Origin of the sequence: Hungatella sp. SL.1.14 (assembly GCF_024460495.1) — a bacterium.
GTDB classification, from domain to species: Bacteria; Bacillota; Clostridia; order Lachnospirales; family Lachnospiraceae; genus Hungatella; species Hungatella hathewayi.
This window is the reverse complement of record NZ_JANFYJ010000007.1, coordinates 173,884-196,569: the sequence shown is the minus strand read 5'-3', so window position 1 is coordinate 196,569 and position 22,686 is coordinate 173,884. Positions and strand designations below refer to the sequence as shown.

The following is a 22,686-nucleotide window of genomic DNA, read 5'->3' as shown; positions in this document are numbered from 1 at the left end:
TTATACTGTCCTGTCTTTTATGTCATTCACCGTCATAAACGCCCCCTCATACCCCAGTTTCCGGCAGAGAGCCGCCGTATGGGGCTGTTCCAGCTTTGCGGCCGCCAGGGCGTCCTCCTCATAGAATACGGTTTCCTTCGGTCCGTCGGCCAGCACCTTTCCATGCGCCATCACAATGACCCGTTCAAAGTACTCTGCCACAAAATCCATATCATGGAGAATCGCCAGCACAAACTTACCGGAATCGCTGAGTTTCCGTACAATCGATCCGATCACCCGGCGTCCTCTGGCATCCTGTGCAATGGTCGGTTCGTCCAGAATCAGGACCTGTGTGTCCATGGCGACGACAGAGGCGATTGCCACCATCTTCCGCTCTGATAAATCCAGATCATAGGGATTTTCTTCCGCCGCATCGAGGAGCCCCACCATGGAAAGGGCCTCTCTGGCCCTCCTCTCCGCCTCCTCCCGGCCCATGCCGATATTGAGAGGACCGACCATAACTTCGTCCATCACTCGATTTTTGAAGATCTGGTCATCCGGATTCTGGAATACATATCCCACACTGCCGGCCAGCTGTGCCACCGTCCGCTCTGAAATATCATTCCCGCCAAACAGAATCGTCCCGGAAACCGGCTTAAGCAGTCCCTTTAACAGCTTGACCAGCGTCGTCTTCCCGGCTCCGTTCTGACCGATCACCGCAGCAGGTCTGGTATCCAGCGTCAGGGTGAGGTCTTCCATAATCGGCACATGCTCCAGATAGTGGAACGACAGATCTTTGATACGGAATATTTCCCCTGGCGTACGGTCGGAGGCGCCGGTGGTTCTTTCTGTTTCACCGCCCGGCTGCTCCGCTTCTTTATATTTTCCGCCTAATTCCGGCGGGAACTGATCTTTTAAAGCCATGGTCTGCTCCATCGTCACCGGATAGAGGCGTTTTCCATCCTCCTCCCTGTATACGGAAAGCTTCCGGCAGACCCGGGTAAACACAGGTGCTTCCACCCCCAGTTCTTCCAGATCATCTCTGGAAAATATCTTCTCCGGCGTATCGTATGCAATCTGCTTCCCGTCGTGAAGAAGGAGAATCTTGTCACAGTAGGACGCCAGTTTTTCCATCTTGTGCTCCACCATAATAATGGTGATTCCGGTTTTGGAAAGCGTATCCACTACCCGGAACACCTCCTCGCTTCCCTGGGGATCCAGCTGGGAAGTCGGTTCATCGAGCACGATAATCTCCGGCTGCATGGCAAGAATACTGGCTATGGCCACTCTCTGCGTCTGGCCCCCCGATAAATCAAAGGGATTCCGGTCTCGGTACTGTTCGATGTCGAGAAGCCGTAAATTCTCTTCCACCCGCCGCACGATCTCCTCCCGCGGCACCCCCAGATTCTGCAGACCAAAAGCAATCTCCCCAAACACCGTGTCCTTCGCACCGGAAAGCTGGTTAAATGGATTCTGAAAGATCAGTCCCACCTTCTGGCAGAGCATCGCCACCGGCGTTTTGCCCGCCTCCAGTCCGTCGATCATGATCTTTCCGCCGTAGGCCCCCTTAAACATCGTGGGCACCAGACCGACGAGAGCCTGGCAGAGTGTGCTCTTACCGGCCTTATTTTCACCGGCTATCCCGATAAAGCTTCCCTTTTCCACCTGAAAATGGAGGCCATCTAACGCCAGCTTTTCCGTATGGGGATAACGGTACTTCAAATTCGTCACTTCTATCAGAGCCATCTCATCACCCTCCATACCACAGCGCCCGCTATCAGAAGGACCATCACAATCATAAACGCCCTGTCGCGCCCCTTGATCTTGTGGTCATTTAAAAAGGTCTTCTTCGTCTTTGAATCAAAGCCCCGCACTTCCAGCGCGATGGCCCTCTCCCTGGTGTTGATAAGGGAGCTGCTCACCACCGGTGAAATCAGCGGGATAAATGCCTTCGCCCTCACAAAAAGGCTTCCTTCCGTCTCCATCCCTCTGCTCCGCTGTGCATCCATGATGGTGTTCATCGTCCCCATCATCTGTGGAATGATCTGGAACACGGAGCTGATCATATACCCGAAGCGGGGAGAAAAGCCTGCCTGCTCCAGATCTTCCACCAGGGCAGCCGGCTTCGTAGTCAGCACAAACATGGCGAAAGCCAGAAGCATGTTTAAGATGTTAAGCCCGATCCGGGAGGCGTAGAGAAGTCCTTCCTTATAGAACTTAAGCGGCCCCAAAGCCGCCAGGACATTCTGATTCTCCCGGTTGAACAGGCCGTGGATCAGGAAGACCGTGATGATGATGGTAAACGAAAATGCAATCAGCGGAAAGACCTTTTTCATGATTTTTCCGCTGATGAGCAGTCCCAGGCTGACGGCGATAAACACGCCGAACATCCACAGTGTGCCCATGATGACGGGCACACTGATGGCCGCCGCAATATAAAGCATCTTGGCGAAGGGATGCAGCCTGGTCAAATATGTATCTTTGTCCACATAAAGGCTGATACTTTTCATAAAACGCTCCATCCTTCATTAAAAAGTTTCGTGGTTAATCGAGACTCTCCACCTCATCGCCCATCTCGTAAAGGGAGGTCAGCTTCTTCGGCAGTCCCTTGATAATGGCAAATACGATGAACAGGGTAATCAGCTTATCCGGGACATCGACAATTACTTCATCCAGGAAGGACCCCAGCGCTACCGGAAGTCCGGAAGCCTGTGACCATGCAAACACGGCGTCTCCCCAGAGATTTCCTGTCGTACCGCCCCAGAATATGATGTTGAGCGGTGTGGAAATAAGGACTGCCACAAAGCCGGCCACACACGCCGTCAAGACAGCACCCGAAAACTTCTCCATGCGTCCGAGCCTTGCCATAATTCCGACAGCCACACCGATGCCAAGACTGGTCAGTGCATAGACCAGAGTGATGGAATCGCCTGTTGTAAAGCCGTAGATTAAGTTGTTGGCCGCGCCGCAGATGCCACCGATGATGGGCCCGCCCAGCACAGCGCCGATGCAGGTTCCGATGGAATCCAGCCACAATGGCAGCTTTAAGACTGACGCAAACAACTTGCCTAAGTAATTGATTCCGATACATGCCGGAATCAGCACGATACATGCTGCATTTAATTTGGTTTTAAAAATGTTACTCATACGAATTGCCTCCCTGTTTGTTTTTATCTATTCGTACAAACGCTTCAAGCGCTGTAAGAATCTCCATCCGTTCCCCCTGCATCATGGCGGACTCTCCGCCGGTATAGCTGTTAATGTTCTCCTCCAGGGAATCTTCCCATTCCACGACCGTGTTCAGGATCGAGGCCGTCTTCACTCCCCGCAGTCTCCCGATGACAAACAGCGCCGCCGTCTCCATATCGGAGCCCAGAACGCCCCTCTCCCTCCAGTAGGTGCTGACCGCCTCTTCGTCATCGATGTAGAAGCTGTCATGGCTCCTGGCGATTCCCACATGGAACTTTGCTCCCAGCTCCTCCGCACTCATCATGCATGCCGCCAGCAGCTCCGTGTCCGGTATGGCGGGATAAATGCTGTCCACATAAGTGACTGAGGCACCGTCATCCCGCACGGCCCCATTCACCAGGATTAAGTCCCCCAGCCGGATTCCCTTTTGTAAAGCGCCGCAGCTTCCGATCCGTATCATGTTCCTGACGCCGATTCTCACCAGCTCTTCCACCGCGATGGCGGCAGAGGCACCGCCGATTCCCGTGGATACCGCCATGACCGGAACGCCCTTATAGACGCCTCTTAGGCTCCGGTATTCCCTGTTATAAGCCAGTTCTTTCACATCCTCCAGGCATTCCGCAATCCGGTCCAGCCGCTGCGGGTCCCCGGGCAGAAGCACATGGGGCGCCGCCTGCTCCTTCGACAGCCTGATATGAGGCATGAATTCTTCCATCTTCCCATCTCCTTTCCTCTCATTCCTGCGTTCACGTTCAGAAAGGGCTGTACCTGCTGCAACTCACTGACACTTTCGCCAAAAACAGTACTGCCCTTTTGTTTAAATTTACCATAAATCACCTGTCTTGTCAATCAAAAGACAGGTGACAAGACAGGTTTCCTTTTCGCCCGGTAACGTTCACGCCCTGTCCGGTGCCCCGCAGCGGGCCCTATACAAAAATCCCGAAAGACGTTTTTTCACAAAATGTCTTCCGGGATCTGATCTTTTCCCTTATTTAATTATAGCAGATAACCGGAATCCCGGTGTAAACCATATCGTAGAGGGTCTTTGCCTTGGCCGGCGGCAGGTTAATACAGCCATGGCTTCCGCCGTACTGGTAAATGGTTCCGCCGAATTTACTTCTCCAGCTGGCATCATGGAGTCCGATGCCTCCGTTAAACGGCATCCAGTAATCCACGTGACTCTCATATTCGTATGTGCCGTCCGCCTTCTTCTCCCCGCGGAGTATCCGGTCCGTCTGTTTATAGGTCAGGCTGTAGATGCCCTCCGGTGTCGTGTAATTCTTTGATACATTTCCTGTAACACAGGGCGCATCCCATGCAAGATTCCCGTCCTGATACATATATACGTGCTGGCTGGTCAAATCAATCTCCACATAAGTATTTCCCCAGTCCACGGTCCTGTCCTGGCCCTTTTTGCTGTATAAGGGTTCCCTTGCCTGGCTCTGTCCGGTCCGGATCATGGCGATCAGCGATGCGGTCTCTCCCGCCTGGTCAATCTGCCAGCCGTAGGGGCCCGTCAGATTCAAATCTTTTCCCGTCGTCGTATGGAACACCCTTGTCTTTCCGGCTGTATCAAACTGATCCGCCATGGATTTCACAAATGCCGCAGCCTTGTCGTAATTCACATCTACAAGTCCGTCCTGAGTGCTTCCGAGAATCCAGGTACAGATGGTTTCCCCTTCCAGCGTTACCGTCTGGTCGCCAAACTGATAGGTAATCACCATGTCCCTGCACCGGTTCATGGTATCGCACAGATCCTTTAACGCCACATCCTCCGCGGTTACTCGGACAGTCGCGTAACAGCCGGATGCTGCCAGATCCACTTCGCTGCTGCCTGCCTTCACCGCTTCCTTTACGAGAGCCAGAACCTTATCCTGATCCACGTTGTTTCCCTGTACCTCGGGAATAATCGTGAAGGGGCTTCCCTCCTGATATGCCGTAATATGGGCATCCTGAGTCACTACAATGTCCGCACCGCTGATGCAGCCCAATCCGCTCACCGCATTGGTCAGGGCTCCCTCATCGTACTGCACGCTCATACTCATGGTGTGGGAATTATCCGTCGAAGGCCCCGACACGCGGCCCGAGGCATTCTGTGCGTCGAGGATGGCCGAAAGCCCGTCCGGAGCCGCTGCCTTATATCCCACATCTCCCCCCTTTAACGTCTCGGTCTTTCCGTCTCTCTCCTTTATCGTCAGCTTGTATTCTGCGCTGTAAAAGCCTTCTATCTGTGCTTTCGCTTCATCCACCGTAAGTCCGCCGATTCCGATGCCGTTCACCTTTGTTCCCGGTACAAATCTGGTCGTGTCATCTGCCAGTACAGCCTGTGCCGGCAATAAGATCAATACTGCCGCCATCAGGGCAATTCTTACAAGCATTCCTGTTTTCTTCATTCTGATACTCATTCACCTTACCTTTAAAACCTTTTAAGAATTGAGCGCCGCCTGGTCCGCAGACTCCCGCGTCCGCTCTCCCTATACCTTAACACCATATCAGCCAAAAGTACAACCCCTTTTTTAAATGTAAGAATTACTTAATACTTTATTCCTCTTTTATTCTCTTTTTCGTGCCCGACAGACAGTATTCCCCATAGTCATCTAAATAGACCCACTGGATGGTACTCTCCTCCAGCGCGTCCGTGCGGTACTGACTTCTCTGCTGCCAGGAAGTTCCATAAAGACTGCTCACCAGTTCCCCGCGCCCGGCCCGGACCGCCTCCTGCCCTGTCATGGTCTTAAGGTCTGCAAGCACACTCCGGAACTCATCTCCTCCGTCAGAAATCATAACGCTGGTTTTCCCCCATTCCACGCCGGAGGCATACAGCGGCAGTTCCAGCGTTCCCACCGGTTCAAACTTCTCATCGAACCCCAGAATTACCGTCCTCCATTCCTGCGGATACCCGTATTCATCTGCCGTTTCCGCCATGGAAAATACAGCCGCCCATTCAGGACCTCCCGGCAGTGCTGTCTTCTTAAGCTCCGCACGGCCGCAGCGCAGCAAATCCATGGTTTTCACCAGTTCCATGGTTCCCGACTCTAAGTCCAGCTTCCGAATTCCGTCTGGGGCGGCAATATAATAGGAGTCTCCGTCGAGACAGCCTCTCGTCCTCATTCCGCCATCCTTCGTCATATTTTCAAAATACCTGCTCCACTGTACAGCAGCTTCTCTTTTCCCATCTGCAGCATCAATTCCCGATATACAGAGCCGGTCCCCCTGGTAAAATCCCAGATTGAGGCCGAACAGCAGTCCTTTAAAACCCTGAGTCACAGCCGCCGTCTGTCCGTGACAGGAAAACGCATCGATGAGGAGTGAGTGCTTCTCATCGGGCAGGGGCACCTCCTCTGCCTGACCCGACTGAAAATCGTACCGGAACAGCCTCGGTAGAAATCCCTGGGGATCCGCCCCAATGGCCCCCCGGTAGATCCGCTCCGTCCGGTCCTCGTTATCCATGCCGTCGAACAGGACGTACAGGCAGTCATCTTCCATGTTCAGCAGCGGGGCCCGGTCTAACTCCATTCCCGTTTCCTCCAGTGCAAACAGCTCCCGGACGCTTCCATCGTATGCAATCTCCATCACATGATAGTTGCTCTGAAACTGCCCGGCCGGTTCTTTATAGATAAAACAGCCCTCAGGCTTCTGCTCCCGTTTCACTACAATCTGAAATTCACTGGTATGGTACGCAGTCTCACTGCTCTCAGAAAAACGGTCCAGCGCAAAATTAATCGCGGTTTTTCCATATAAAACAGTCAGGACTGCCAGACATATGACCGTGCCCAAAAGAATCAACCAGCGCTTTCGCTCCTTTTTTTCTTTTTTCAGGGAATCACTCATAGTGTCCACCAGAAGCTCTTCCACAGTTTCTTTCCCGATCCTGTCCTCCTTCTTCTCCCCGCAGAGAAGCTCCACAACACTGACATCAAGCTCCTTTGCCAGCTGCTCCAGCATCGATATATCAGGAAGACTCAGCCCCCTCTCCCATTTGGATACCGCTTTATCCGTCAGATGAAGACGATCCGCCAGCTGCTGCTGTGTCATCTGTTTTTCTTTCCGCATGGACCGCACGAACTGCCCGAATTTCTCATTATCCATAGGTTCCCTCTTTTCCTGTTGTATCCGGGCGTGTCTGAAACACCTTCCGGTATGTACAGTGTACAAAATATGATAAACTGTGGCAATCGACTGTCAGTAGAATCGCGGTTCTGTGCGGGAAAACACTCTGATTTGCGGTCATTGATCCGAAAAACAACAGGGAAACCGATAGAAGAAGTTATTCTGCTTCCAACGGCTCCCCTGTTGTTTTCACTGTTGTTTTCACTGCTCTTTTCGTCCATAATCCCGAATCACATATCACCGGCAGAGATTCACCCGTGTCAGTCCACCACTTCAACGCTCTCTATCACCGGCTGATTTTCTTTTGCCACTGTTCCGTTGCGGTCTGTCACTTTCGTGTCCTCACAGATTTTATCAACCACATCCATCCCGTCCGTCACATAACCGAACACTGCATAATCACCGTCGAGATGAGGGCTGTCCTGATGTACGATAAAGAACTGAGAGCTTGCGCTGTCCTTATCCTGGGAACGGGCCATGGAAATTGCCCCGCGTGTATGGGAAAGCGGGTTCTCCACACCGTTGCTGGAAAATTCGCCCTTAATGGTGGTATCGGAACCGCCCAGCCCTGTTCCTAACGGATCTCCGCCCTGAATCATAAAGCCGTCGATGATGCGGTGAAATGTGAGTCCGTCATAGAAGCCGGATTCCGCCAGCGAGAGAAAATTCTCTACGGTAATCGGGGCGTATGTTGGATCCAGCTCCACTGAGATGGTGCCGTAGTCCTTCACATTGATTTTCACATGATGTTTCACTGCTTCCGCCGTCTCTCCCGCAGTGCCGGCGTCTGTTTTGGTCTCTTCTGCAGCCGTCTCTGCGGCGGAAGAGGAAGTCGTCTGGTCTGCCGCGCCCGCCTTACCAGAGCAGCCGGCCAGCACGGCCGCTGTCAAAACCATGAGCAGCATGATACGTTTCTTCATAATCAATCTCTCCTGTCATAAAATCGTATTCTCTGATAACGTATCATATTATAAGGCCGCGCCTGGAAAAGATCAAATGAATTTATTGTGTCTTAGTAAGCCTTTCCGCCCAGAATCTCCTCGTAATCCTTTAAATTCCGTTCCAGGAGGGCTGGCGTATCCAGACCATATGGACATTTGCTGCTGCACTGGCCGCAGTGCAGGCAATCCTTAATCTTCATCATCATATTCTGTGACGCCTCCGTCAAATGACCCGCAGATGGGGAACGGCGGATCAAAAGCGACATCCGGGCACAGGTGTTGATCTCAATCTCCGCCGGACACGGCATACAGTATCCGCAGCCCCGGCAGAACTCTCCCAACAGCTCCTTTCTGTCGTGTTCGATGACTGCCTCCAGCTCCTCTGTCATGACCGGAGGATTGTCAATGTAGGACAGAAATTCATCGAGTTCATGTTCGCGCTGGATTCCCCAGATGGGAAGCACATTGTCGAACTTAGCCAGGTAGGCATAGGCCGCGGCAGAATTGGTGATGAGTCCTCCTGACAGAGCCTTCATTGCAATAAATCCCATGTCCGCCGCTTTGCAAGCTTCCACCAGCTCCAGTTCTTTTTCAGACGCCAGATAGGAAAAAGGAAACTGCAGCGTCTCATAAAGGCCTGACTCGACCGCCTCGGCTGCCACATGCAGCCTGTGATTGGTAATGCCGATGTGGCGGACCGTTCCGCGCTCCCTTGCCTCCAGCATCGCCTCATAGAGGCCGCTCCCGTCTCCCGGCTTCGGACAGACCGCCGGATTGTGGAACTGGTAAAGATCGATGTAATCCGTCTTTAAAAGGCGCAGACTTTCCTCTAAATCCCGCCGGAATCCCTCCGCCGTATCTGCCGCCGTCTTGGTGGCAATGTAAATCTTCTCACGAATCCCTTCAAAAGCCAGGCCCAGTTTTTCCTCACTGTCACTGTAGGCCCTGGCCGTATCGAAAAAGGTGATTCCATGATTAAACGCCTTTTTTAACAGCGTTCCCGCCTCTTCCACCGAAACTCTCTGAACCGGCAGCGCACCGAAGCCGTTCTTGTTCACCGTAATCTTTGTTTTCCCCAATGTCACATCAGCCATTTCCACTCTCTCCTTTGTATATAGAAGTATTCCATACTGTTGTTCTAAATTGTATCACACTGCAGTGGTCAAGTCACTCCCTTTATTTCCATAATTTTACTGCCATAATGTTTACCGTCCTGAGCAGTAAAAATACAAAAACGGAATACAGGTGAAACTACAATTTGATCGGTCTTCAAATTGTCTTTCCCCTGTATTCCGGCTTTACTTCAGCGTTATTTCGTATTCATCTTTCTTCACTCATTCACTTCCAGCAGATCCAGCAGCCTCCTGGCCGACTCCTTCGGAAAATCCTCCGGAAGTTTATCGTCATCGGACACCATGGACATAAGCAGTTCATGGGTATTCCGGCTCTGAGGAAGCATATATCCCGCCTCGCGGTATAAATCCTCCGCCATCAGACGGTTGGACCGCTCCAGGGCTGCCGCAAACTGCTTTACCACCGGATCTGCCGTTCCACGGCCGATGGCCGCGGCCATGGCTTCCTGCTTTACCTTACTGGCAGCCAGTTTATTTAAGCGTTCTGTTGTCTTCTCTTCTTTCTTCTGCTGAGGGGGATATTTCTCCGGCACCATGGAGATGGCTCCTGAGGGACAGGCATTGGCACAGATTCCGCATCCGATGCATTTGGAGGCATCCACCTGGCCGGTCTCCGTATCGGTTGCACCGGTAGGACAGACATAAAGGCAGAGACAGTCTTTCGTACATAATCTGATATTTCTTACTGCATGCATATTCTTACCTCCTTTGAACTTCCATAATTTTTAAACTGGGAACCTTGCACACGGGACATATGGCCGGGGCCTCGTCGCCGATATAGATGAATCCGCAGATATCACAGACGAAAACCTTTGTGTGCTCCAGAAAGGCTCCCTGCTCATTTTCATAACGCTCCAGCAGAGCTTCCAGCATCCTGGTAACCTTCCCGCTCCAGACCAGAGCCCGCCTGGCGCCGCGGTCCCCGCTCTCCTCTGCGGCCGCTTCCGCCTGAGGATATTCCGTCTCCAGATCCTTTGAAACCATTGCCAGCAGTTCTCCCGTATTCTCCCGGTCTGCCGGTGCTGCCTTCGCCTTAAAATAGCCGGCCAGCTGTAAAAAGAGCTCCATTTCCTCTGCGAGGTACTGCTTCTCACAGCCTTTTGCCAGATTCGAACACACCGCGCTCAGTTCCCCAAAGGAAAGTTCTCTGAGTTCCTCACCGCCGCCTTCGCCGGATTTCCCTGCCGGTTCCTGAGAAACAGCCTTTGCCCCTTCCTCCTTCTTTTCACGAAAGGCAGATTTTGGAGCGCCGCATAACGGACAGACCCAGTCCGGAGGCAGTTCCTCCCATTTGGTCCCCGGCTCGATCCCCCGGTCGGGAATACCGGCGGCTTCGTCGTAGATGTAGCCGCAAACACTGCATATGAATTTCTTCATTCGTATAACCCCCTTTTCTTTTCAGGCTTTGCTGTCTGCCTTGTATGGGGAAAGTATAGCATTTATTTACGGCCCGGTATGTGACTTCATCACAATATTAGTAACTATTACTATTTATTCTAATTCCTCCTTTTTTGTCCTCGCTGCACAGGGATTACATCAGCGTACTGTTTTCCAGAAAGGCAGGCAGCGCTGTGACAGCTTTGGAATTTTGAAGATACGACTTTATATGGTGAATCTGCTCGTATGTAACGCAGATATTACCGGAAACAACAGAAATGAAATGATCCGTTTTCAATTTGCTGACTGCACGATAATACGTCCGTATGCTGACGCCGATCTCATCGGCTATACGGGTATTGGGAACCGCTATGGTATACTTTGTCTTCTGTCCGTGATTGGCGATCCAGTGATCCAGGATATAAATCATCAGCTTTGTGCATGGATCGTAAAAGAGCGTATGGTCATAGCGGAACGACGTTTCAAAAAATTTATTGCAGATCGAGTACAAAACCTCATAGCACATCTCCCCATTTTGCCTGATACTCTCTAAAAAGTATTTCTGATTAATTTCAAGCACCAGACAATCCTCCAGTGCAAGATTATCCGCATAGTAGCCGTCGAGAGACAGGACGGTGAAGTCCACGCCCAGGAAGGTGGGGGCCTTTTGAATACGAATTGTGTTTTTTCCGTCAACGGAGCTTCTTATCATGGAGAATGATCCCGACATGACATAGTAAACTTTTTTGATCGGTGTATGAACCGTTGTTATATAATCGTCTTTAAGTACCATTCGTATGGCAAGCATGCGGTTTAAGTATGGACGTATCATATCACTGGTTACCGGATGTTCCAGCCTGTGCTGCTCCTGTACGAACTGCATAATTTGAAACAGCGTATGTTCGCTCGTTTGATTCATGGCTTCTTATCTCCTCGTCAATGGTTTTGTATCAATCCGGAAAAAGAAAGGATACATTTTGGCGGATCAATTATATAATCATTATAACACGTTCCTGCGAAAAGCGTGACCGCAATCAGACATAACGCAGCGTTGGAATTGCTTTACCGTATATGGTAATTTTGCACAAAATCCATTCACAGAATCGCACAATATACACAATATATTCCCAGTGTGCCAAATGGCATCATAACAGTCCGGATAAATCCTATAAAATGAGATTCAGGAAAAGCACATACGAGGAGAGGTAAGAGGAGGATATTTAAATGGGTAAGAGTAAAACAATTGGAAAGCCGGATTATTTCAATTTCGGAAAGTACGCAGTAGGCGGCATCGGATTCAGTATGACGAATCAGTTCATCCTGGTGTATCTCACGTTCTTCTGTACCGACATTTTCGGTATCAGTTCTTTGACGGTGGCAGGTCTCATGCTTGTTACAAAGATCATTGATGCCGTCACAGACCCGCTCATGGGCTTTATTGCGGATCAGACAAGAACGAAGCAGGGGCGGTACCGGCCATACTTAATCTATGGAGCGCCTATTTTGGGAGTGCTGGTCTATCTGCTGTTCAGTGCGCCGGAGCTCTCTTCCACCATGAAAGTGGTATTTATTTATGCAGTCTACATACTGTACTCACTGGCCTTTACAGTAGTAGGGGTTCCGTTTACCTCACTGGTTCCGGTTCTGGCGAAGGATTCCACGGAGAGAACCATGGTTGTATCATGGAAAAATGTCATGATTCAGGTTGGCCGTTTTTTCATTACAACGTTCGCATTGCCGTTAGTCGAAGTGTTTGGCGGCGGAGCCATCGGCTGGGGACGGTTCGGAGCCCTGGTGGGCGTTCTGATTACCCTGTGCTTCTGGTGCGTCGCGTGGGGACTGAAGCCGTATGATACCATCGATTTAAAAATCGAAAGGCCAAAGGTAAATCTGCTGAAAGAAACACAGCTGATAACCCAAAACAAACCACTGCTTATGCTGATGTCGGCTTTTGGTACGGATATGATTGCAAATTCTGCACTTCTGGCAGTCAACATGTACTATTTTAAATACGTCCTGGGAAGAGTGGATTTAGTTCCCATCACTTCCGTGGCACTGACCATGACAGGCGTACTGTCCAACCTGGCGATCCCATTTTTAACGAAGAAGGTTGGAAAAAAGAGATTATACTGGTATGGAAGTCTTTTCTCCATCATCCCGCTGGCGGTACTGTTTGTGAAACCAGTGGTTCCCAGCGCCGCATTGATCGTGCTGATCACCCTGTTTGGACTCATTTCCACGGTTCCGAGTGCGCTGGCCTGGGCCATGCTTCCCGACTGTGTGGATTATGCGGAGTATGTCACCGGAGTCAAAGGAAACGGCGTTGTGTCATCCACGTTTTCATTTATGAATAAATTCTGCGGCGCCATAGGCGCGTTTCTGGCCAGCTATCTGCTTGGTATCTTTGGATTTGCCGCGAATCAGGAACAGACACAGACCGTATTGTTTATCATCGTTGTCTTAAGATTCGGAATTCCGATTTTAGGATATATTGCGTCGCTGCTTTCGATGCATTTCTACGAACTGACAGACGAGAGAAACATGGAAATCAGGCATGCTTTAGATGAACGGGCACAGTTTTAATTTTAAAAGGAGCCAACAGATGAAAAAACCAAATATATTACTGATTACCACAGATCAGCAGAGATACGATACCATCTGCGCCATGGGATATGATTTTATGGAGACCCCGAACCTGGACAGACTGGCCGCGGAAGGCTGCTGCTATCCCAATGCATATTCCAGCAATCCCGTCTGTATGGCGGCCAGGCACCAGATCATTACCGGTCTGACGGCCAGGTATCACGGATTTGACGACAACTATTTTGAAAGTGATCAAAAGACGATCCCTTTCGATCTCCCGACGCTTCCGCAGTTACTGTCCGACGCAGGTTATGATACGATTGCGATAGGAAAGATGCATTTTCAGCCGTGCAGAAGGCATAACGGATTTACAAAAATGGAACTGATGGAAGAAATTCCGCGATACCTGGAGGATGATGAATACGCAAAGTATTTAAAAGAGAACGGATATGGACATTTGCAGAGTCCCCATGGAGTGCGCCATCTGTTATATATGGTGCCTCAGAGGTCCCTGATTCCGGAAGAGCATCACGGCAGCACATGGGTGGCAAAGAGAAGTGTTTACCATCTGAAAGAAAATGCGGGAAAGAGGCCATTCTTCCTGTGGAGCAGCTTTATAGCGCCTCATCCTCCGTTCGATGTTCCGGAAAAATGGGCGGATCTCTACAAAGGAAAAGAGCTTCCTCCGTTAAAGGAGTCGAAAACACCGATATCCGGGATCGCGGAATGGAAAAAATATATTGCAGACTATCCCAATGAGTCATATCTCCGGAGAGCAAGAGAACTCTATTACGCATCCATATCATTTGTAGATTATAATATCGGTACAATCCTTCAGCAGCTGAAGGATATGGGGGAATATGATAACACCCTGATTCTCTTCACAAGCGACCACGGAGAAATGCTGGGGGATCACGGAACCTTCCAGAAGATGCTTCCGTATGACGGTTCCGTAAGAATTCCTTTTATTATGAGGTATCCGGACCAGTTAAAAGCCGGAAGTGAGGATACCAGATTTATAGATATCAATGATATTCTTCCTACTGTTCTGGACGTGGCGGGAGTTCCCTGTCCGAATCCTGAGAGATTGCCGGGCGAATCGATATTTGCAGTGGATGGGCGAAAGGACAGGACGGTGGAATATGTGGAACACAGCCACGGAAAGCTGCGCTGGATAAGCCTTATAACGAAGAGCTATAAATACAATTACTACTATGGCGGCTGTAAAGAAGAAATGTTTGATCTGGAAAATGATCCGGATGAAACGACCAATCTTCTTTATCATGCCCCTGCTCCCGAAGCTCTCGCGGTCAAAGAGAAGCTAAAAGCCCGGCTGACTGCAATTGAGGCACAGTATGGACTGAAAGGCTGCGTCGAAAACGGGCAGTTTGTGGAACAGGAGGAATTCAAGCCGTTTAAGTATCACGAAAATAACCCGCCGCTGTTTCCCAAGAGACAGGAAGGCGACTATATAAGCCTGGAAGAGGAAGTAAAACGGGCGGTGGCTCATGAAGATGTCGTAAAGCTGGAAGAACTGGATATCCCTTATTATGAGGAACGTGGTGTCTTAAGCAGAGAGAAATTATGAAAACCAGAGATCCCGTGAAGGCTGAGAACGTGCTTCACGGGATCTCTGGTTTCGATATGGACACGATTTTGTCCAATCCTTATAATTATATAAAAAGGTTCACATTTGAGTTTTCCGCATCGCCTAAATACGTCGCCACACCGGCAAACTCCACGCCGTCGATGATTTCTTCCTTCCGAATCCCCATCACATCCATGGACATGGTGCACGCCACCAGCTTTACGCCGTTTTTCATTGCCTGGTTCATCAGCGTCTCGAGGGAATCCACACGTTTGTCTGCCATGACCTTCTTCATCATCTTAGTTCCCATACCGCCCATATTCATCTTTGAAAGCTTCAGCTTTCCGGCGCCGCGCGGCATCATGGCTCCGAACATCTTTTCAATCAGAGACTTCTCCACCTTTCGTTTTTCAGGCTTTCTCAAAATATTGAGTCCCCAGAAGGTAAAGAACATGGTCACCGGGCTTCCCATTGCAACCGCGCCGTTGGCTATGATAAAGGCGGCCAGCGCCTTATCCATGTCGCCGTCAAACACTACCATTGTCTTTCCGTTCAGAGTGCGGGGAACAGTGGAAACCGTATCCTGCTCTGCCTCCCGGTTCTCCAGCCCCTTGCGGATCAGCACGATGCTTTCCTGTCCTTTTCGTTCCGTATCCACCAGCGTGTTTCCTGTCTGCCTGCACCAGGAGGCGATATCACGTGAGAATCCCATATCCGTGGCGGAAACCTCCAGAATCTCACCGTCTTCCATCTCACCGATCGCTTCATGAACCTTCATGATCGGCCCCGGGCACTGAAGTCCGCAGCAGTCAACGATTTTAACGGATTTCGCGGCGGCTGTGTGTATCTGCGTTCCTTCCATCTGTGTTCCTTCCATCTGTGTTCCTTTCACCTGCGTTCCTTCCTTCACTTCCCTTTCCTTCACATGCTTTCCCTGCTCCGGCTCACTCCGTTCTTGTTCCGCGAAGTCACGGTGATGCATGGATTTATAGAAGGAAGTTCCGCCTTCCAGCACCTTCACGTCTTTAAATCCATTCTGCGACAGAATTCTCGCCGCATTGTAGGAACGAACTCCAATGGCGCAGTATACGACGATCTGCCTCTCACGATCCAGTTCTCCTAAACGGTTCCGCAGCTGTCCCAGCGGTATGTGGTACGAACCCGGAATATGGTAAACCATGCGTTCCACATCCTCAGTGACATCGAGAACCAGCGGACGGTCACCCTCCCGCTCAGAAGCTAAAAGACGGTCCAGTTCATCAGAGCTCATAAAGGAGACGAGATGATTTAACACATTTTCCGCAGTAAATCCCAGCATATTCACCGGGTCCTTGGCCGAGGAATACGGCGGTGCATAGGCCAGCTCCAATTCCTCCAAATCATAGATGGTACCTTTCATCCCCATAACCGAAGCGATGGTATCAATTCTCTTGTCGGCGCCTTCCTGACCTGCAATCTGTGCTCCGTAGATCTCGCCCTTTCTTCCGAATATCAGCTTAAGGAACAGTGTGACGGCTCCCGGATAGTAACCCGCATGGGATTTCTGGCTGATCAGCACGGTCTCGTAATCCGTTCCTTTCTTCTTCCCCATGGCTTTAAGCGTCTTTTCGTTCACTCCGGTCAGGGCCGCCGTATAATCAAAGACTCTGGCAACTGAGGTTCCCATGGTCCCTTTGTATTCCTTCTCGTCTCCCGCCAGAATATCGGCACAGATCCTCGCTTCCTTGTTGGCAGGCCCCGCTAACGGGATCATCGTCCTGGTTCCGAGAACGGAATGCTCCACCTCAATGACGTCGCCAACCGCATAGACGTGTTCCGCCGAGGTTCTCAAATGAGAATCCACCACAATGCCGCCCCGCTGATTCAAGGTGATCCCGGCCTCTTTTGCAAGGCTGCTGTTAGGCCGCACGCCGATGGATAAAAGCACAAGATCCGCTTCCACAGTTTCTCCGCTCCCCAGTCTGATGACCGTATGACCATTTACCCGTTCAAAGGAGGACACACCGTCTCCCAGGACCAGCCTGACACCGTTTGCAGCCAGATTTTCATGAAGCAGCTCCGCCATCTCCGGGTCAAGAGGCGCCATTACCTGGTTCTGCATCTCGATCAGCGTCACTTCTACGCCTGCATGAACCAGATTTTCCGCCATCTCAAGGCCGATAAATCCACCTCCGATGATAGCCGCGCGCCGGGGCTTCTTTTCCACCAGCACCTCCTTGATCCGATCCGTATCGGGAATCGTCCACAGAGTGTGAATGTCCGGTCCGTCAATCCCCGGAACAGGCGGTATCAGCGGGGATGATCCCGTGGCTATGACAAGATCATCGTATGATTCCTCATAGGTCTCCCCTGTCTTTTTATCCTTGATCGTAACTGATTTTCTGTCTGTATGGATGGCGGTTACTTCACTCGAAGTCCTCACATCGATATCAAACCGGGCCTTCATGACCTCCGGCTTCTGTAAAAGAAGGGAGTCTCTGCTTTTTATCACATCACCTATATAGTAAGGAAGTCCGCAGTTGGCGTAGGAGATATACTCCCCGCGCTCCAGCAGAATAATCTGCCGCTTTTCATCACGCCTTCTTAAGCGGGCCGCCGTCGTGGCTCCGCCCGCTACACCTCCGATAATTACTGTTTTATTTCCCATCGCCTGGTTCACCTCTCGTTTTTTGTCATGAGGCAATTATAACCGGGAAGTAAAATCGTTTCTGTGATAAAGTCACACAATGTTTTTTCTGCTGTACCTTACGATGTGATGGCCCGCTGCTCGCGGGAATAAAGCAGCACGCCGCTAATTGTCACGATTCCGCCGGCCACAGCCAGAAGTGCCGGTATCTCTGCAAATAAAACCGCGGCGAACATGGCCGCCACCACCGGCTCACACAGCTTTGAAGCGGAGACGAAGGATGGAGACAGAAATTTTAAACACCAGCTGAAGATACTGTGTCCGAGAAGCGTGGAAAATACGGCCAGCAGGAATCCCACCACCACGGAGGCCGCACCGTAACCAGTAAAGGAAAGGCCGCTGACCGCTGTGGAGATACAAAGCACCAGCGCGCAGAATACGTATACAATGTATGTATAAACCGTCGTAGACATATGCTTTCTCGCTTCTCTTCCGATCAGCGTGTAGACTGCTGAGAATACGGCCGCCGCCAGAGCCAGTCCGTCACCGGTCAGATGATTTCCGCCTGCGGAATAATCAGACAGTGCAATGAGAAGACTTCCCGCAACCGTGACCGCGATACTTCCCACCGCAGTCTTTGAAAGCCGGCCTTTTAAGAACAGGCAGTACCCGAGTGCCACCCATATCACCTCGGTACAGACGATGGCTGTGGAGCTGGCTACCGACGTCTGATTTAACGACTCGAACCAGGATGTAAAATGCAGTGCCAGAAAAATACCGCTGACCGCACAGAGCGCCACCGTCTTCTTATCGGAGCCCGCCAGTTCCCGCCTGATCTCCTTCTTTCCCAGTACCACCGGCGTCATAAGCGCCACCGTCCAAAGAAGGCGGTAAGCCGCTGTCACGACCGACGGAGCCTCCGAATACTTCACAAATATCGCTGACAGGGATATGCCGATGATCCCGATCACAATCATAATCATGGGGTGCTTCTCTAAAAACGTCATTTTACTCTCCTTTATCAATGGGTCAAACTGTGATGCTTCTTACTACCTTAAACGGAATTGGCGGTTTCGTCAAGCACTCCCTCGATATTCTGCTCATGCCGTGCCATGGCCAGAGATCATAACTGCTGCCGTGCAAAAGGGGCTGAAATCAAGAAAAGATTTCAGCCCCAGATATTCATACAGATTTTTTGTTAATGCTCCAGATACATATGCATCGGATAAGAAAGATACTTAAGCTCTTCCAGCTTCTCCACCGTTATATATCCGGCCGGTGCATTCAATATAGTAGGAATTCTGTTGACAATCGTCGCGCACGTATGCTCTACCGTCGCCGGTTTCGTTACATAAAACGTGGTATCCGGCTCGCCGATGATCTTCCAGTCGCACATATCACCGTCATCCGGACCGTAGACCTTACCGATACACTGTGTCTCGATCACCGGCCCCTGGAAGGTCTCCGTGGTGACAACTGCGCTCATGCCGATGCAGTTCCCCTTCGGGATCGTCTTACCAAGTGTTGCAGAATAGAGGTCGGTATCATAGAAATACGGTACACACTTCTGGCTCTGGGATTTTATTGTCCAGCCCATCTTGTTGCACAGCGCCTCGTTGGAGTTCCATACGTAAGCCGGCTCCAGCGTCGTCGGGTGGGCGATCTGAGCTTCAAATTCTTCTGGTGTCAGTCCTGCTCCGTGAGCTTCCGCCAGCGCCAGACCGTAATCTTCCACGTTGTAGCTTACCGCGCCTTCGATTCTGTCGATGCGGTGCACGCCGCTTGCCACACAGCCGATCATGTTGATCCAGTAGATATCCTGCATACCGGCGCCTACGATGGTGCAGCCGTTTTCCTTTGCCAGCAGGTCCAGTTTATTCGTAATAGCGGAAGAAGTTGTCCATGGGTAGATCGCTTCTTCACACGTAGTTACCACATTAATGCCTCTGGAAACACATTTTTCAAAATGGGAATAACAGTCATCCATGAAACTGAACAGTGTCACTACCGCGATATCAGCGTCGCACTCATCCAGAACTGCATCCGCATCGTCTCTGATTGTAACGCCCAGCTTAAAGCCCAGTTCCGCGAATTCACCGACATCCATTCCGACCACTTCCGGATTCACGTCGATCGCGCCAACAATTTCCGCGCCCTTCTCATATAGATAACGAAGGATGTATTTTGCCATCTTGCCGCAGCCGTACTGTACCACACGAATCTTTTCATAATTCATCATAACAACGCTTCCTTTCTTAGATAAGAATCTCAATTAAAAAGTCGACAGTTTCGGGGCCATGCCCCATATGCTGACTTCATTATAAGGCTTATATGCGGTATCAGGTCAATTGAGCAGTATCACCAAATCGGAATGGCCTTAAAAGCCGCTTTCATGCGCAGTTTTGGTGTGAACAGCGGGTGATGGATGCACAAGAATTTAGGATTCGCCATATTGGTATGCCCCCATCCGAATCGGCACCTGCAGGCGCAGAAACATCCCCCGTTCCGTGTAATCCAGCGGCATTTCCACAATCACCTCGCAGATATAGTCGCCGGTCACGGTATAGTGCTTCTCTTCAATCTCCACCAGCAGCCGGTCGATATACTCCTTTTCCTTCTCAAACCGGTCGCAGTAGATGCAGAGATAGGGACTGGGCGGAATAACCGTTATGAGTTCCTCATCCACATATTCCCGGTCCACGAACACAAACACCTCCGCGGAATAGAGCCGTCCCTTCATGAAATTTTCTCTCCGCAATATGGTTCCCGCATTGGCAAAGTAGAGCGGCGAAATGGCGTGTGCCGCCATATCCTCCTTCAAATCCCGGAGAATCCGCTCATATTCATCGATTTCATAGTCGTAAAAGTTTACATTCGTATTCTTCACATACATCTGACGCTTTGGGATATACTCCAGCACGATGGAGCCGTCCGGAGGAGCCGCTTCATACCGCTCATAGCTGTCCAGCGTCCGTTCAATTGCCCGTTTCTGTAAATTCAGCTCCTCGATTCTGCGGTCGATTGCATCCCGGTTCTCCACCAGAAGCTGTTTTAAACGCCCGGTATCCCATTTTTTCATATGGACACGGATTTCCTTTAACGGCATTCCCAGGGCCTTCATATACTGGATCATGTCCAGCTGGGCACTCTGCCGGATATCATAATAGCGGTAGCCGTTTTTTTCATCCCGTCCCAGAGGCGAAAGCAGGCCCTCCCGGTCATAAAGCCGCAGTGTCTGCTCCGAGATATGGTTCATTCTGGCCATCTGGCCAATCGTCATTTTTTTCACATCCAGATTTGTCAGTTTTATCATTTTTCACAATCCTTATTTAGAAAGCACGCCATGATCTATGTTTATTATACAAAATAAACCTTATACCTGCAATAATGTTTTTGACATTTTTATGACAATCTTTATTATGAAACGTGCATCGGTTATCAGTTAAAACCTGCTTACGGTTTGTCGTTACCATTTCATATATTTTGTAAAACTCCAATCCCAGCCTCCTTAGTATAACAAAACAGGGAGATAAATTGCTTATCCCCCTGTAAATTAACATTCGCATTTAAAGCTGCGAAGCACTTAAATTAAAAGTTTGCATTTAAAGCAGCAACGCACTTAAACTGAGCAAATCTCTTTGCTCTCTATTTGTTATATACAATTTGTCACAAAAAACAACTGATTTTTTAAGTTTATCACGCAATCCCATTCAACTCCTGATACAAATCCTTCGCATAACTGTCCGTCATCCCGCACACATAATCGGTAACCAGCAAAAGTCTTAAATACAGCTTTTCCTCCTCGCTCTTCCCAGCCGAACAGATAAAATACAGCTTCTTGTAATTATCAGAGATAAGCGAGACCAGTTTTTCCTGTACCGCGCTCTGCTTTTTTCCAGTATCAAAGTAAAGAACAGCGTCCACAAACTTATCCAGGAGGAAATTGAAAATAGTCTCCGCTGCGATTTCCAGCTTCAGAATGGGCTTGGACACAAACGCATAGCGGTAGGCGATGTCTCCCAGCGCCTCCATGAGAAGCTCGGCGTCTGTCCCTGAAGTCAGCTCCTTCTTATACGTTCCCTCCATAATTTCCCTGTAATGATTCGTAAAGCCCTCCGTAGCCCCTCCAATCATCTGGCCCTGCATGGTGACCACCCAGTTCTGGACCGCGTATAAATCGGGGCGGCTGTAGCCCTTACTGACGGCCCGGTTGTATTTGTCTGTCAGCCAGGACACCATGTCGCGGTACCGGTCGTTCTGACGCTCTTTCTTATACTCCGTCAGTTCCCGGACCAGCTGTTCAAAGGTCAGGCAGTTCTTCTTTACTGCATCCTCGATATCCGCAGTGGCATAGGCGATATCATCAGCCGCTTCCAGAATAAAGGCCAGCGGGTGTCTGGCTCCATTCGTCCCGCAGGAAGCCTGAATATCGTCAAATGCCTCCCGGTCAGCATAGAAATACCCCATCTTCTTCGTCTTAATATCCCCGCTGTGTTTATCCACCTCAAGAGATGATCCCGGATACTTAATGATGGAGGCAAGGAGCGCCTTCGTCAAATTCATGCCGTGCTCATCCACCAGAAAATGCAGCTTTGTCACCACCCGGAGCGCCTGGGTATTTCCCTCAAAATGATAGAAATCCTCCACCATCTGGCGGTTCAGTACCTCCGTCAGCGGCCGCTCCTCCCTCTCTCCTCTCTTCTGATAACGAAGCTCCGGAAGTCTTCTCTTAAACCAGTCCTGAATGGCGGTCTCTCCAAAGTGGCCGAACGGTGGATTTCCAATATCATGAATCAGCCCTGCACACTGTAAAATATCACATACGGCCAGTGCATGCTCCGGTAGAAACGACTCGTCCTGAATCACAGTCCGGATACTGGCAGAAATGTTCTGGCCCAGCGACTTGGCAAATGATGAAACCTCCAGCGAATGTGTCAGTCTCGTCCTGATAAAATCGCTGCGGTCCAGCGGAAATACCTGAGTCTTATCCTGCAGGCGCCGAAACGATGCGCTTCCAATAATACGGTGGTAATCCTTTTCAAACTCTGTCCTTAAATCCATTCCCGACGGTCTCTTCACCAGACTTCTGATTCTGTCCTCACACAGCAGTGTATTCCAATCCATGGTGTACCTCCTCATATCTGCAGCTCTCTGTCTTAC

18 protein-coding genes are annotated in these 22,686 nt (G+C 50.4%); 2 read left to right on the top strand and 16 right to left on the bottom strand.

Going from position 1 to position 22,686, the window contains the following annotated elements; translation table 11 throughout:
* The 11 genes from NE473_RS10110 to NE473_RS10060 form a co-directional block, all read right to left on the bottom strand.
* Window positions 1-1,725: an ABC transporter ATP-binding protein gene (locus tag NE473_RS10110; protein WP_055650541.1), complete on the bottom strand. Its 1,725-nt coding sequence runs from the start codon at window positions 1,723-1,725 to the stop codon at window positions 1-3.
* Window positions 1,716-2,489 carry an energy-coupling factor transporter transmembrane component T family protein gene (locus tag NE473_RS10105; RefSeq protein WP_055650575.1) on the bottom strand — a complete coding sequence of 258 codons (774 nt, stop codon included), beginning with the start codon at window positions 2,487-2,489 and terminating at the stop codon, window positions 1,716-1,718. Before NE473_RS10105 ends, NE473_RS10110 begins: the two co-directional genes overlap by 10 nt.
* 34 nt (window positions 2,490-2,523) lie before the next feature.
* Complete coding sequence (locus tag NE473_RS10100) at window positions 2,524-3,126, bottom strand: hypothetical protein (RefSeq protein ID WP_006772333.1); 603 nt, start codon at window positions 3,124-3,126, stop codon at window positions 2,524-2,526.
* Entirely contained in the window at window positions 3,119-3,883 is a 765-nt protein-coding gene (locus NE473_RS10095) for a nucleoside phosphorylase (RefSeq protein ID WP_006772334.1), read from the bottom strand. Before NE473_RS10095 ends, NE473_RS10100 begins: the two co-directional genes overlap by 8 nt.
* 277 nt (window positions 3,884-4,160) lie before the next feature.
* Window positions 4,161-5,573, bottom strand: coding sequence for a L,D-transpeptidase (locus NE473_RS10090; RefSeq protein ID WP_055650540.1), 1,413 nt, complete (start codon window positions 5,571-5,573; stop codon window positions 4,161-4,163).
* Window positions 5,574-5,709: 136 nt separating this feature from the next.
* A complete protein-coding gene (locus tag NE473_RS10085) occupies window positions 5,710-7,257 on the bottom strand; it encodes a helix-turn-helix domain-containing protein (protein WP_256265222.1) in 1,548 nt (515 codons plus the stop codon).
* Between the two features lie 281 nt (window positions 7,258-7,538).
* A complete protein-coding gene (locus NE473_RS10080; RefSeq protein WP_022032964.1) occupies window positions 7,539-8,198 on the bottom strand; it encodes a peptidylprolyl isomerase in 660 nt (219 codons plus the stop codon).
* A 92-nt stretch (window positions 8,199-8,290) separates the two neighbouring features.
* Entirely contained in the window at window positions 8,291-9,313 is a 1,023-nt protein-coding gene (locus NE473_RS10075; RefSeq protein WP_006772337.1) for an aldo/keto reductase, read from the bottom strand.
* A gap of 236 nt (window positions 9,314-9,549) precedes the next feature.
* Complete coding sequence (locus NE473_RS10070; RefSeq protein ID WP_055650538.1) at window positions 9,550-10,047, bottom strand: 4Fe-4S binding protein; 498 nt, start codon at window positions 10,045-10,047, stop codon at window positions 9,550-9,552.
* 4 nt (window positions 10,048-10,051) lie between these two features.
* Window positions 10,052-10,729 carry a rubredoxin gene (locus NE473_RS10065; RefSeq protein WP_055650537.1) on the bottom strand — a complete coding sequence of 226 codons (678 nt, stop codon included), beginning with the start codon at window positions 10,727-10,729 and terminating at the stop codon, window positions 10,052-10,054.
* A 154-nt stretch (window positions 10,730-10,883) separates the two neighbouring features.
* Window positions 10,884-11,648, bottom strand: a complete 765-nt coding sequence (locus NE473_RS10060; protein ID WP_055650536.1) for a Crp/Fnr family transcriptional regulator — start codon at window positions 11,646-11,648, stop codon at window positions 10,884-10,886.
* Window positions 11,649-11,953: 305 nt separating this feature from the next.
* On the opposite strand from NE473_RS10060, the gene NE473_RS10055 reads away from it, so the two are divergent.
* Window positions 11,954-13,312 (top strand): MFS transporter, encoded by a 1,359-nt coding sequence (locus tag NE473_RS10055; protein ID WP_055650535.1) that lies wholly within the window; start codon window positions 11,954-11,956, stop codon window positions 13,310-13,312.
* Window positions 13,313-13,331: 19 nt separating this feature from the next.
* Window positions 13,332-14,900: a sulfatase family protein gene (locus NE473_RS10050; protein WP_242866153.1), complete on the top strand. Its 1,569-nt coding sequence runs from the start codon at window positions 13,332-13,334 to the stop codon at window positions 14,898-14,900.
* Window positions 14,901-14,985: 85 nt separating this feature from the next.
* On the opposite strand, the gene NE473_RS10045 is transcribed toward NE473_RS10050, so the two are convergent.
* From NE473_RS10045 to NE473_RS10025, 5 genes are all read right to left on the bottom strand, one after another.
* Window positions 14,986-17,547 carry an FAD-dependent oxidoreductase gene (locus tag NE473_RS10045; protein WP_055650533.1) on the bottom strand — a complete coding sequence of 854 codons (2,562 nt, stop codon included), beginning with the start codon at window positions 17,545-17,547 and terminating at the stop codon, window positions 14,986-14,988.
* Window positions 17,548-17,645: 98 nt separating this feature from the next.
* Window positions 17,646-18,533, bottom strand: a complete 888-nt coding sequence (locus tag NE473_RS10040) for a DMT family transporter (protein WP_055650532.1) — start codon at window positions 18,531-18,533, stop codon at window positions 17,646-17,648.
* A gap of 191 nt (window positions 18,534-18,724) precedes the next feature.
* Window positions 18,725-19,765: an NAD(P)H-dependent amine dehydrogenase family protein gene (locus NE473_RS10035; RefSeq protein ID WP_055650531.1), complete on the bottom strand. Its 1,041-nt coding sequence runs from the start codon at window positions 19,763-19,765 to the stop codon at window positions 18,725-18,727.
* A 198-nt stretch (window positions 19,766-19,963) separates the two neighbouring features.
* Entirely contained in the window at window positions 19,964-20,815 is an 852-nt protein-coding gene (locus tag NE473_RS10030; protein ID WP_039891150.1) for a MerR family transcriptional regulator, read from the bottom strand.
* Between the two features lie 407 nt (window positions 20,816-21,222).
* A complete protein-coding gene (locus NE473_RS10025; RefSeq protein ID WP_055650530.1) occupies window positions 21,223-22,650 on the bottom strand; it encodes a deoxyguanosinetriphosphate triphosphohydrolase in 1,428 nt (475 codons plus the stop codon).
* Window positions 22,651-22,686 lie beyond the last annotated feature (36 nt).